Here is a 12,402-nt window from a genome sequence, read left to right as displayed (position 1 = left end):
AGGCCGGCGGCAGCGGGCTGGCGGCCTGGCGGCTGCCTTCGCCCGCGGCCGGCGGCGCGGCCTCGACCAGCATCTGCACGACCCAGTCGGTGCCGTCGCGGCAGGCCAGGCCGGCGGAGGCGGACGTGGTGAAGCTGCGGCAATAGCGGCCGCGCTGGTCGACGAAGCTCAGCGGCACGGCCACCGCGGCGCCGGGCTGGGGCGTCCCGGTGGTCAGCGTGTCCAGCGCCGTCTGCACCCCGCTGCGCGCGACGAGCCGGCCCTCGCTCAGCGCAAAGCCGGGCGGGGCGGTGTCGCCGCCGGGCAGCGCCAGGCGGCCGACGAGCACGCCGAACGCGACGCTGGCCGCCAGGCCGCCCCACCAGGCCCAGCCGCCGCGCGCGGTCCGCGGCGCGGCGGCCGCCTCGGCTGCCGCGCGCCGCTCGGCCAGCGAGATGACCGGCGCGCTGCGGGGTGGCGTGGACCGCAGCGCCTGCTGCAGGTGCTCGGGCACCGGTTCGTCGAGCTCGGTGTCGAAGGCCTGCTGCAGCCGGGCCCGCAGCGCGCGGTGCTGCGCGATGCGCGCGGCCAGGGCCGGGTCGGCCGCCAGCGCGGCGTCGACGGCGGCGCGCTCGGCCGGGGCGAGCTCGCCGTCGGCATAGGCCATCAGTTGTTCGTCGCTGATCGTCGGGGTCGGGTCCATGGGGTTCTCGAAAGTTGTTCGCAAGACGCCGCGAGCGGGCTCACGGGGGCGACAGCTGGGCCTGCAGCGCATCGCGCGCCCGGGCCAGCCGGCTGGTCAGCGTGCCGATCGGGATGCCCAGCACCTCGGCCGCCTCCTTGTACGGCAGGCCTTCGACCAGCACCAGGGCGACGACCGCGCGCTGCTCGTCGCCCAATCGCGCCACGGCCTTGCGCACCGCGATCGCGTCGATCTGGCTGTCGCTGGTGGACACGCCGACCTGCGCGCCTTCTTCTTCGGGCGCGAAGGTCTCGGCCTGCCGGCCGCGGGCGCGCACTTCGTCGATCCAGGCGTTCTGCATGATGCGAAAGAGCCAGCTGTCCAGCCGCGTGCCGGCCTGCCATTGGTCGGCACGCAACAACGCGCGCTCCACCGCCAGCTGCACGAGGTCGTCGGCGTCTTCGCGGTGGCGCGTCAGGTTGCGGCCGAAGCGGCGCAGGCGCGGCAGCAGCGCGGCGATGGCGTCGTGCAGGGCGGGAGGTGGCGGGGCAGTCATGTCGGGGTTCTGTGTCGACAACGTCGGGCGGCGGGATTTTCTTCCGCCCCGCCGTCGTTATGCTGGCATCGTGAAACTTCTGCCCGTTCGTCGCCTGGGCCGCGCGCTGGCTCCCGTGCTGCTGATCTTCGCCTGCAGCAGCGCGGCCCAGGCGCAGTTGCGCCTGCCGGGCGGCCTGCCGACGCTGCCGGCCCTGCCCACCCAGCTGCCCGGGCGGGCGATCGACCGCCTGGCCGACGCCCCGGTGCCATCGCTGCGCCGGCAGACCGTGCAGGCGCTGTTGCGCGAGCACGCCGACCTGCTCGAGGCCGACCCGGCCGGCGAGCCGGTGCTGCGCGGCGAGCTGCTGCTGGTGTCGCCGTCGCCCGCGCTGCTGGCGGCGGCGCGGGCCGAGGGCTTTGCCGTGCTGCGCGACGAGCCGCTGCCGGGGCTGGACGACCTGCGCAGCGTCGTGCTGCAGGCGCCGCGCGGGCGCTCGACCGCCGATGCGCTGGCCTGGCTGCGGGCGCAGGACCCGGCGCTGGCGGCCGATTTCAACCATGTCTATACGCGCAGCGGCGACGCCGGGCCGAGCGCGGCGCCCCCCGGCGCCGCGGGGCTGGCGCCCACGGCGGCCACGAGCGCCGCGGGCACGGGCCGCGTCGGCCTGATCGACAGCGGCGTCGACAGCCGCCACCCGGCACTGCGCGCCGCGCCGGTCCGCCGCTGGGGCTGCGACGGCGCCGAGATCGGCAGCCCGCACGGCACGGCCGTCGCCTCGCTGCTGGTCGGGCAGGACAGCGCGTTCGCCGGCGCGCTGCCGGGCGCCACGCTGCACGCGGCCGACGTCTACTGCGGCCAGGCCGTCGGCGGCTCGGCCGAGCGCATCGCGCAGGCGCTGGCCTGGATGGCGCGCGAGCGTGTCGCGGTGGTCAACGTCAGCCTGGTCGGGCCGGCCAACCGCCTGCTCGACCAAGCCGTGCACGCGCTGGCGGCGCGCGGCCACCTGGTGGTGGCGGCGGTCGGCAACGACGGCCCCGCGGCGCCCCCGTTGTACCCCGCTGCATGTGCCGACGCGGTCGGCGTGACCGGCGTGAACGCCCGGCGCCGGGTGCTGCCGGAGGCGGCGCAAGGCCCGCAGGTGGCCTTTGCCGCGCCGGGCGCCGAGTTGGCCGCGGCGGGGCCCGGCGGCGAGGGCTACACCGTGGTGCGCGGCACCTCGTTCGCCGCGCCGCTGGTCGCCGGCCTGCTCGCCGCGCGGCTGCCGGCGCCCGAGCCGGCGGCCGCGCGCGCGGCGGTGCAGGCGCTCGCGCACGACGCGCTGGACCTGGGCGCCTCGGGCCGCGACCCGGTGTTCGGCTGGGGTCTCGTCGCCGAAGCCCGGCGGGTCGCGCCGGAGCAGGTTCACGCGCGCCTGCCGCGCTGAACTGGGTCGAAGCTGGATCGAAGCTGAAAGCCTTTGTAAGCGCGGGAAGAAGCACGCCGGCGGGCTCGTTGTCAGGTTGTCAGGCGCGGATGGTCCGGCGCCTGCGAAACGAACCGAAGGAGCTTCAGATGAACACGCACAACCTGTCCCGCCTTGCCTTCACCGCCGCGTTCGCCGGCCTGGCTTTCGTGTCGTCGGCCCAGGCCGGCTTGCTGGGTGGCGGCGGCCTGGGCGGCGGTTTCGGCGGCGCAGGCGGCATGGCCGGTTCGCTCAGCCCGCGCCAGGCCGACCTGAGCGGCAACCTCGCCGGCCAGGCCCAGCATGAGCTTCGCGCGCCGCGCGTCCAGCGCCCGGCCGATCCCGCGGCCGACAAGCCCGCGGCGGCCACGAGCGGCGCAACGGGCGCGGCACAGGCCGCAGGCTCCACCACACAGGCCGCAGGCTCCACCGCGCAGGGCGCCGGGGCGACAGCGCAGGGCGGCGGTCAGGCGCTGCTGGCGCGCTCGCGCAGCGCCGAGGCCCCGGCGGCCCAGCCCGCGCAGCCGGCGCAGCCGACGAACCAGCTCGGCATGGCCACGGCCGGCGCGGCGGCCGCCGGCCCGGCATCGGCCCAGGGCGCCGGCGCGGCGCAGGCCTCGCGCGAAGGCCGTCGCGTCGATGCCAGCGCGAACGGCAGCGCCTCGGCCGAAACCTCGGCCCAGCGCTGAGTCAGGCCGGCTGTTCCTCGATGAGGTAGCTCGCGCCCTCGTACTGCGCGAGCACCTCGACCAGGTAGGGCATCACGCCCTGCAGCGTGTCGTGCAGCGTGAACGGCGGGTTGAGCACGAACAGGCCGCTGCCGGCCAGGCCGAAGCCCTGGGCATCGGTCTGCGCCACGGTCAGGCGCACGTGCAGCCAGCCCTTGGGGGCGAGCGCCATCAGCCGCTTGGGCAACTGGGCCGATTCGATGCGCGCGAGCTGCGGGTACCAGACGAGGTAGACCCCCTCGGGAAAGCGCTGCACCGCGTCGCGCATCGAGGCGATGACCTTGCCGTAGTCGCCGACCAGCTCGTACGACGGGTCCATCAGCACCAGCGCGCGGCGCGGGTTCGGCGGCACCTGGCCCTTCAGGCCGGCGAAGCCGTCTTCGTTGAGGATCTGCACGTGCTTGCCGCCGAAGTGCGCGGCCAGCGTGCGCGCATCGCTCGGGTGCAGCTCGAACAGGCGCATCGAATCCCCCGGGCGCAGGTGCATGCGGGCGATCGACGGTGAGCCGGGGTAGAGCGCCAGCGGCGGCGTCATGCCTTTTTCGAGCACCGGCGCCGGCTCGCCCGGCGCGGGCTCGGGCAGGTTGAAGCGCTGCACCAGGTGCACGTAGTCGGCCACCGGCGGCGGCAGGTCGGGCCGGCTCCACAGCCGGTTGATGCCCTCGCGGTACTCGGCCTTCTTCTGCGCCTGGGCGCCCTTGAGCAGGTAGCCGCCGGCGCCGGCATGGGTGTCGATGTAGCGGAAGGGCTTGTCCTTGGCCGTCATGTAGCGCAGCACCTGGTCGAGGACCAGGTGCTTGAGCACGTCGGCATGGTTGCCCGCGTGAAAGGCGTGTCGGTAGGCCAGCATGGCGGGTCTTTCTGTGCGTTGCCCCTGCCTGCCTCATCCGGCGGCCGCGTGCAGGGCCGGCGGCGACAGGCCGCGAGCGCGTGGGGGCTTGATCCAGCTCGCACTGTAGCCGCGCCGGCTCCGATAGCCTTCGGTGCATGACTTCGACCTTGACCCCGACCTCTTCGCCGACGCTGTACGACCCGATCCGGGTCGGCGACATCGACCTGGCCAACCGCATCGTGATGGCGCCGCTGACGCGCAACCGCGCCGGCGCCGGCCAGGTGCCCACCGAGCTGATGCTGCAGTACTACCGCCAGCGCGCGAACCCCGAGACCGGCGCCGGCCTGATCGTCACCGAGGCGAGCCAGATCAGCCCGATGGGGCAGGGCTACCTCGACACGCCGGGCATCCACACGCCCGAGCAGGTGGCCGGCTGGAAGCGCGTGACCGACGCGGTGCACGCCGAAGGCGGGCGCATCGTGATCCAGCTCTGGCACGTGGGGCGCATCTCGCACGTGTCGCTGCTGCCGGGCGGTGCGCAGCCGGTGTCGTCGACCGCCCGTGCGGCCAAGAGCCGCACCTTCCTCCAGGGCGGCTTCTTCCCGGTCTCCGAGCCGCGTGCACTGCGCACCGACGAGATTCCCGCCATCGTCGCCGACTACCGGCGCGCGGCCGGCCTGGCGATGCAGGCGGGCTTCGACGGCGTCGAGCTGCATGCGGCCAACGGCTACCTGATCGAGCAGTTCCTGCGCGACAGCATCAACGACCGCAGCGACGCCTACGGCGGCTCGATCGAGCACCGCACCCGGCTGCTGACCGAGGTGCTGCAGGCCATCACGGCGGAGGTCGGCGGCGGCCGCACGGGGGTGCGCCTGTCGCCGATCACGCCGGCCAACGACGCCGGGCAGGACAGCCACGCCCAGGCGCTGTACGGCCGCGCGGTCGAGCGCTTCGCGCCGCTGGGCCTGGCCTACGTGCATGTGGTGGAAGGCGCCACCGGCGGGGCGCGTGACCTCTCCGACAAGGGCGTCGCGCCGTTCGACTATGCCGCGCTGCGGGCGAAGTTTCCCGGCCGCTGGATGGTCAACAACGGCTACGACCGCGCGATGGCCGAGGCGGCGGTGGCCGCGCGCACGGCGGACCTCGTCGCCTTCGGCAAGGCCTTCATCGCCAACCCGGACCTCGGCCGGCGCCTGCGCGAGGGCGCGGCGCTGAACGCGCCGGACACGGCCACCTTCTACGGCGGCGGCGAGCGCGGTTATACGGACTACCCGGTCCTGGCGGATTGAACCACGCGTCGAGCGGCCGGCGCAGCGCCGATGCGATGATTCGCCTTCGACAGTAAAAGGACGGCGGGATGAGGAGCGAGCAACGGCGGCGTGTGAGCGCGGGCGCGACTGTGGCGGCGATGCTGGCCCTGGCGGCCACGGGCCCTTGCATCGCGCAGACGCCCACCGAATCGCTTCGCAGCTGCCTGGCCACGTTCGAAGGCATCGCCTGGCGGCTGCCCTACCGGCCAGCGCTGCAGGTCCATCGCTGCAATGTCGAAGCTGATCGGACGACGCTGGAGCTGATCGGCGCGTTGCGGCTCGGCCCGGTGCGAGACCGCGCTCCGTCCGACGCCAGCCGGGCGCAGCTGCAGCAGGCGGTGTTCTCGCACTTCGATGGGCTGTTCCAGCGCAATGGCTTCCGCCGTGTCGACGAAGAGTCCGGCGAGGCCGAGGGTGAACGCCACGTCGCGAAGGCTCGTTATGCCCGCGGCTCGCAGGCGCCTACGCTGACGTGGCAGACCGGCGCGGCCAACACCTGGCTTGTCACCTTCGACCGCGCGCTCGCACGATGACCGAGCTGCGCGTCCTGGGCATGATGCTGGCGGCAGCCTTCGTTGCGGCCGCAGCAATCGTGCTGCTGCAGGGCGGGCGCGCCGAGGTGGCCACCGGCACGCTAGACCCCGCAGCCGAACACCACACCACAGGGCAGTCCGCGGCCTATGACGGCATCGATCGCTGGGCCTTCCGCGGACAGTCTGAGGTTGCGTTCGTCGCTCGACTCACGAAGGCCGGCTACTCGTGTGCACGCGTCAAGGCGGCAGAGACAGAATGCACCCGAGCGCAACGGTGGCCGATCGAACGCATCCTGAAAGTCAACGCCACGCTGGACGTCTCACTCGAGCCTCGCGTGATCGCGCTGCGAGCAGAGAGCCGGCTTGCGCATGAGAACTCGTGGTCGCGCGCAGCGGCTGCAGCGTTGCGGCGCGCGGGCGGCCTGGAGCCCCAGGCTCTGGCGGTGCGCGGCTTCGAGATCGACAGCATCGAGCTGCTGTCACGCGTGGTGGTGGATGCGCTGGTGCACGGCGGGTGGGCGGGGCTTTGCGACCGCGCCGGCTCGGCGAACGCCTGCGCGGAGATCGCACGCGAGCGCCGCGCCTCCGGCTATTCGCCGGTTCCACCGGTTGTGCAAGTTGGCGAAGCGGTGCAGGTGGTGCGCGCGTTGGAGCGACTGCGGCTTGACCCTGTCGCGTTGCGCGGGCCGGACGAGATGCCTTCCGACGCGCTGCTGGTGAGGCTGCAGGGTACCGAGCAATGGCTCGACTTTGAAGGCGCCGACCTCGCCGGACATCGCTTCACCGCCAGCGTGCAGCTGGAGATGGAAGGCGGAACGCCGGCGAAGCTGGTGCTGCAACTCGACGACCACACACAGGAGATCGCGCTGAAAGGGACCGCCCGCACGGCCAATGCCGGCGACGTCATGTTCCTGCTGCCGCAGATCGGCACCGGGCCACGCCGCATCGCCACCTGGCTGCGCGCGCCGAACGTGCACGACGAGACCACCCTGGCGCTCGTGCGCGCGCGCCTGCCCGAGGCGGACCCCGCCTTCCAGCCGCTGTTGCTCAGGCGCTTCCTCGACAAGCTGGCCACGCAGGAGCGGCCCGAAGTGGCGCTGGGCCTGTACCCCGCGCTGCTGCTGGTGGAGCAACGCGGAGAAGCCCTCAGAGAAGCCGGGGCCCCGCGTTGGCTGCCGCGAGACGAGAGCGGCCAGCTCGTGCTGCAGGGTTTCGCCGACGACCCCGTCACGCGCGCCGCCTGGGTGCGCGCAGTGTGCGAGCCCGACTTCGACACCATCGGCGCCGATGCAGCCTGTTGGCATCGCGCGCTCGTGAGCGACCCGCCGGTCGCGCAACTGCTGCGCAACGAGTTGGAGCCCCTGCAGGCCCAGTTCTCTGCAATGGAGGGCAATCATCCTTTGCGCATGCGCCTTGCTCGCTGGCAAGCGCTGCTCGATACCGCCCGCTAGCGCACCGCCATGCAACGGCTCTTCCACTACACCTTCCTCGCGCTCATCGGCCTGTCGCTCGCGTTGCAGACGCTGGGCCTGCTCGGCGACATGAGCGGCGACACCACCGGAATCCTGCATTCGGTGGCCGAGGCGGGCGCCGTGCTCGTTGGGCTCGGCACCGTGGCCGCGTTTCTCAAGCTGCTGCTCAACCTCGTCCGCAGCGTCCGGCAACGCGATGCGCGGTGGCTTGCGCTGGCCTATGCCGCTGTGCTGGCCTGGCCATTGCTGCTCGGGGCCGTCAAACTCGCCAGCAATGTGCAGGCGCAGGCGCAGGTGGTGGAGATGCCGACACCCGAAGGCGGTGTGCGCAAGGTGCTCCAGCAGCGCGAGCCCGAGCTGCCGCCCAGCCCCGAGTTCGTGGCCGGGCAGGCATGGGCGGATGAGCACCGCCCCGCCGTTGGCGCCGACTGCAAGGGCTCTGGCGAGTTCCGGCGCGGCTGCTTCATCCGCATGCAAGACCAGCGCAAGGCACAGGAAGCGGCGGGCCGCGCCTGGGCCGAGCAACAACGGCCCCAGCGCATCTCGCAATGCAAGGGCGACAGCGTGCACGCCGTGCTGGGCTGCCTGAAATGGCTGCAGGAGCAACCCGATGCGCCGCGCGGCTGGCCCTTTGGTGCGACGAGCACGGCGGAGTGCGAGGTGGAGGTCAACGCCAACTACGAGACCGCGAGGCAGCTCTACATCGCCGAAGGCAACCCCCACGGCGCGGAGGTGAACCGGCGCCGCCACTGGCTGCCTGACTTGCGCCAGTGCCAGCTCATCGACCGCCATGTGCAGGACCCGATGATGGTGCAGGCCTATTCGCGGCTGGCCGCGTTGGTGAGCAAGCTGCAGCAGCGCGCGCCGGTCACCTCCGAAGAAGACGCCGCCTTCCGCAGCGACTACACCGAGATGGCGAAGGTGCCCGACCAGCCCTACAAGGAGGCCTACCTTCGACTGGCGGCCGAATACCTGGAGCGCCAAGGCGGCGTCTTCACAGACAACAGCCCGCCGCCGCTGCAGCTGTCGTGCGAGGAGTTCGCGACGCGCCTCGAGACGATGCGCCAGGCCGATGCTTCGCGAGTGGAGGAGATGCGCGCGTTGAAGGGCGCGGACGGCATCGTGAGGGACGGCCGGCGCCACGACCTGCTCAACCGTCAGCGCATCGAGATGCTTTGGGAGTGGAAGCTCGTGACCGATGGGGCCAAGGCAGCGGGTTGCCCGGCGGCGATTTGAGCGGGCTTCATCAAAGAAATGACCGGTGTACTACCGCTTCAGACTGATCTGAGACATTCGGCTGCCTACGCGCAAGTGTCGGCAAGCGCCGAAAGCGGTCAGTGCTTTAAGTGTCGAGCCAGGGACCGGTCTGCTTCAGAGGCGCTCGGGGATGCGCGGGTCATTGCGGCAGGAAGTCGATCGGAAACCTGACGGTCTGTTCGGCAACGTCCTTGACGCCAAAGTCCAGCGCGAGAAAGGCGCTCCCTAGACGCTGAGCGAATTCAACACCGCCAAAGTCGGACGGACTCATCCGAACCGCTGTGACCTTGCCGGATGGTGCGATCGTGAAGTCGACCTGCACCTTGCCCTGCAGGGTTGGCTGGCTCTTGAGAGCCTGGTTGTAGATCCCCCAGAAGCTCGCCTTGTGCCGCTCGATCACCGCCCTGATTTCGTCGATGGAGCGACCTGCCTCTTCCCAAACCGGCAGCGGTCGAATGCACTCGAGTCCAGCCACGAAGTACGCCGTATCAAGATACCGCCATGCCTTCGACGGCCGCTGACGTTCCTCCGCTGGCATGTCGGCAATTCGATCCAGCCACGGGTCCAGTTGGAATCGCTCATACGCACAGGCGCAGAACGTGCGGCGATCGACATCCTGGGCGAGCACTGTCTGGAAGTCGCGCTTCAGGATCTCATCCACGCTTGAGGCACAGTTGCTCCTCAGCTCACCGAGGATTTCGTCCCGCACCTGGCCTGCTGTTACCGCACCTGGTATACACGCGGCGAAGGCGCTCAAGAGCGCAAGGCGAAACGGACGACTCGACGTTCTCATCGGTGGGCAAGGCGATGGCGCTTAGCGTACAAGCAATACCGAGATTGTCCTCGGAGCCGGCCAGGAGGCGGGCGCCAAGAAACTGAGCATGTTGCGGCACAGTGGCGGACTGACCGTATTGCCACTACTGATCGGGCTTCAGTTCGGCCGAGAGCGCGATCTGACGCAACTGCATCGAAGAGTTTGTCTGCCCGCATTGCGGCCGAGTGGTGCCAGTCGTCCCACAGTTGGTCCGCCAGCTTCAGACTGGTCTGAGACAGTCGATTCTCATTGCCGAATAACTGGCGTCGCGGAAAGCGGTCAACTAACAAATAGATGGTACGTCGCCCTCGTCCCTGGTTCGGCGACGGGAGTTGGCGGCCGTTCCCCTGACGACGCGCGTCGGAGCCTTGCACATTGCTAGTATTGACACAGGCCGCTGTCAAGGATGCGGCCAAGGGGATCAGATCGATGAAGACGCTGAGGTTGGCCCAGGGCTCTTGGACAATTCTGGACGACGAGCCATTAGGAGCCCCCGGTGGTTTTGCGGCGGTGTATCCGGGCCTCAGTGCCAAGGGCGATCCGGTGGCAATAAAAGTGTTCCACGATTTGGACCCTGCCGCTTCGAGCCGAGAGCTGAGGTTTGCGACGGAGCGCTTGGGCAAGTTGGACCCCCACGTCATTGCGATACTGGATTGCGGCATCGACGCTGACAGTGGCCGTGCCTGCATCGTGATGCCTCGCGCCGAATACAGCCTGGCGCAGAAGCTCAACACGAACGGCAAGCTCAGCGAAGCCCAGGCTGTCGTGATCGCCCACGCGGTGGTCAGCGGCCTCATATCAGTCAGCACATGGGTGCACCGTGATCTAAAGCCCGGCAACCTGCTTTGGCTCGATGGCCGCTGGCAAGTCGCGGACTTTGGGATCGCTCGCCAGGCAGACGCGAAGACCGCGATGAGCACGATGAAATCTTGGCTGACTTGTGCCTACGCAGCGCCCGAGCAGTGGAACAACGAGCGTGCGACACATAAGACCGACGTCTATGCCCTGGCTTGCGTGCTGCAAGAGGTGATGACTGGCGAGCCGCCGTTCTCCGGGCCGAACGAGGAGGACTTCGCCGAGCAGCACCGCTCGGCCGCGCCACACAATCTGGCAGGTTCACCGCGAATGAGGGCAGTGCTGGCCCGAATGCTCAGTAAGAGCCCCGACGCGCGCCCAGAACTGGGCGACTTGGAGCAGCGGTTTGCCGAATGGGAGGCTTCCGCACCCCAAACGCCGGGCGGGCAGGAACTGGCCGCGCTGGCGGCGAAGCTGGCTGCCGAAGACATGCAGCAGCAGGCTGGTGCCGCGTCGGCTGCCCTCGCCAAGCGGGATCGCGCCACTATCCAGCGCGACGCGCAGCGCGAACTCAGCGAGCTGTCCCGGGCGCTTTTTGACCGCGTCATCGACAGCGCCCCGATCGCGGTGGTCGATCTTGGACACGGTCTCACGCCCAACCGATCAGCGTCGCTCGGACACGGTCACTTGACTTTGTCTGTTGGGCAGTTCACGTCGCTTTCACCGGATGCCTTCAATGAAAGTGGCTGGGACGTCATTTGCGGCGGCACGGTGGCCGTCTCGCAGAGCGATGGCCGAGGCCGCAGTGCTTCGCTCTGGTACGTGCGCCGCTGGCCAAACACGCCTTATGAATGGATCGAGGTGTCGTACTGGTGCCTGGTCAAGAGTCAGCACCCCCTCATGGAGCCGTGCTTGTTACCGCCCGGGCGTGATGCCGACTATGCCGCGGCCAACGTTATGCACGTCTGGAACATCGCCCATTCCCCGTACCGCCTCGGAGATGGCGGGCGCGAGCAATTCATCGAACGGTGGATCGCGCGCTTCGTCGCGGTCGCTTCGGGTAGCTACCAACGGCCATCGATGTTGCCGGAGCCTTGAACCACTGCCGCTCGCGGCTCCGCTTCAACCTAGCGGCGCTTCACTTCGGCTTGGCGCCCCGCAGTCTGTCGGCGATGACCTCTGTTTCAGAGATAGAGCGCTCAGGCACCGCGCCCCAATTTGTCCCTCCGCTGTCCAGAGTTCCGGCGACGTGGAAATGAAGGTGGCCGATCGTCTGGCCTGCTGGCACTCCGTTGTTCTGCCAGACCGCGATGCCAGACCGTGCATAGGCCCAATCAATTGCCCGGGCAGCCTCGCGTACAGCAATTGCAATCGACGACGCTTCTGCGTCCGTTAGTTCAAGAATCGTCGACACATGTCGGAGCGGTATCACCAACAGATGCGGCTCGCCTCGCTGCTCACGCGTCACCAAGGTGGCGACGCTTGAAGTCCGAGAAAGAAATGTGTACGGGCGTCGTCCACTGAGATATGCGCAGAACGCGCACTCGCCGCCGTCTGGGAGGACTATGTTCATGAAGCACGCAGCGACGAGAGAAACGACTGCAATTCAAGCCTGTCAAGCTTTGCGTAGTCCTCCGGGCGCACGACGATTCGTAGCTCATCGCAGACCTTCTTGGTGCGAGAAGCAATCATGAACGAGAGGACCGTGAAGCGGATCGCATCCTGAGCGGGCAGGAGGCTCGATAGCCGTGCCAAACCGCCTCCAAAAACAGGAAGTGACACGATCTCCCCATTTCCTCGTATCGATACCTCTTCCCAAAGCGCGAGCAGACTCTTCCACAGGGTGTCGGGCGTCGATTCAGCCTTGTTTTGCAGATTCAGTTGCGTATATGCCAAGAAGAAGAGCAAGCGCGGGCCGTGCTTCAATGTCGCGATTGCACCGACTCCATAACGACTCTGCTTGCCTGGCTTCGTCACCGTCTCCAGGGGTTGCCTGCCCGCTAGAGCGGCTTTCAATTGCC

Annotated in this window: 13 protein-coding genes; 7 read left to right on the top strand and 6 right to left on the bottom strand. The window is 69.5% G+C overall.

Translation table 11 applies throughout. The features are described 5' to 3' along the window. Window positions 1–682: anti-sigma factor family protein (locus tag VJ693_RS12915; RefSeq protein WP_324154683.1), on the bottom strand; the 682-nt coding region annotated here is incomplete at its 3' end. A gap of 40 nt (window positions 683–722) precedes the next feature. Then, entirely contained in the window at window positions 723–1,217 is a 495-nt protein-coding gene (locus tag VJ693_RS12910; RefSeq protein ID WP_324154681.1) for an RNA polymerase sigma factor, read from the bottom strand. Window positions 1,218–1,287: 70 nt separating this feature from the next. Here VJ693_RS12910 and VJ693_RS12905 point away from each other — a divergent pair, with 70 nt between their 5' ends. Next, complete coding sequence (locus tag VJ693_RS12905; RefSeq protein ID WP_324154680.1) at window positions 1,288–2,622, top strand: S8 family serine peptidase; 1,335 nt, start codon at window positions 1,288–1,290, stop codon at window positions 2,620–2,622. A gap of 128 nt (window positions 2,623–2,750) precedes the next feature. After that, on the top strand, window positions 2,751–3,329 hold the full coding sequence (locus VJ693_RS12900; protein ID WP_324154678.1) for a hypothetical protein: 579 nt from the start codon (window positions 2,751–2,753) through the stop codon (window positions 3,327–3,329). 1 nt (window position 3,330) lies between these two features. Here VJ693_RS12900 and VJ693_RS12895 read toward each other — a convergent pair whose 3' ends face one another. Next, complete coding sequence (locus VJ693_RS12895; RefSeq protein WP_324154676.1) at window positions 3,331–4,218, bottom strand: 23S rRNA (adenine(2030)-N(6))-methyltransferase RlmJ; 888 nt, start codon at window positions 4,216–4,218, stop codon at window positions 3,331–3,333. A gap of 149 nt (window positions 4,219–4,367) precedes the next feature. On the opposite strand from VJ693_RS12895, the gene VJ693_RS12890 reads away from it, so the two are divergent. From VJ693_RS12890 to VJ693_RS12875, 4 genes are all read left to right on the top strand, one after another. Continuing rightward, window positions 4,368–5,489, top strand: a complete 1,122-nt coding sequence (locus tag VJ693_RS12890; RefSeq protein WP_324154674.1) for an alkene reductase — start codon at window positions 4,368–4,370, stop codon at window positions 5,487–5,489. A gap of 68 nt (window positions 5,490–5,557) precedes the next feature. Beyond that, window positions 5,558–6,043 carry a hypothetical protein gene (locus VJ693_RS12885; RefSeq protein WP_324154672.1) on the top strand — a complete coding sequence of 162 codons (486 nt, stop codon included), beginning with the start codon at window positions 5,558–5,560 and terminating at the stop codon, window positions 6,041–6,043. After that, window positions 6,040–7,494, top strand: coding sequence for a hypothetical protein (locus VJ693_RS12880; RefSeq protein WP_324154670.1), 1,455 nt, complete (start codon window positions 6,040–6,042; stop codon window positions 7,492–7,494). The genes VJ693_RS12885 and VJ693_RS12880 overlap by 4 nt, the downstream gene beginning before the upstream one ends. Window positions 7,495–7,503: 9 nt before the next feature. Next, window positions 7,504–8,751 carry a hypothetical protein gene (locus VJ693_RS12875; RefSeq protein ID WP_324154669.1) on the top strand — a complete coding sequence of 416 codons (1,248 nt, stop codon included), beginning with the start codon at window positions 7,504–7,506 and terminating at the stop codon, window positions 8,749–8,751. 160 nt (window positions 8,752–8,911) lie between these two features. Here VJ693_RS12875 and VJ693_RS12870 read toward each other — a convergent pair whose 3' ends face one another. Next, complete coding sequence (locus VJ693_RS12870) at window positions 8,912–9,433, bottom strand: AgmX/PglI C-terminal domain-containing protein (RefSeq protein WP_324154667.1); 522 nt, start codon at window positions 9,431–9,433, stop codon at window positions 8,912–8,914. Window positions 9,434–10,015: 582 nt separating this feature from the next. Between VJ693_RS12870 and VJ693_RS12865 the strand changes: the two genes are divergently transcribed. Beyond that, complete coding sequence (locus VJ693_RS12865; RefSeq protein WP_324154665.1) at window positions 10,016–11,479, top strand: serine/threonine-protein kinase; 1,464 nt, start codon at window positions 10,016–10,018, stop codon at window positions 11,477–11,479. A gap of 40 nt (window positions 11,480–11,519) precedes the next feature. Here the strand turns inward: VJ693_RS12865 and VJ693_RS12860 are convergent, their stop codons facing one another. After that, window positions 11,520–11,954: an HIT family protein gene (locus VJ693_RS12860; RefSeq protein WP_324154664.1), complete on the bottom strand. Its 435-nt coding sequence runs from the start codon at window positions 11,952–11,954 to the stop codon at window positions 11,520–11,522. After that, the coding region (locus VJ693_RS12855; RefSeq protein WP_324154662.1) for a macro domain-containing protein at window positions 11,951–12,402 on the bottom strand (452 nt) is incomplete at its 5' end. The genes VJ693_RS12860 and VJ693_RS12855, both read right to left, overlap by 4 nt.

The sequence above is a fragment of the Ideonella sp. genome, assembly GCF_035254525.1.
Lineage (GTDB): Bacteria > Pseudomonadota > Gammaproteobacteria > Burkholderiales > Burkholderiaceae_C > Ideonella.
The sequence above is the reverse complement of the archived record's forward strand: the minus strand, read 5'-3'. Positions and strand labels throughout refer to the sequence as shown.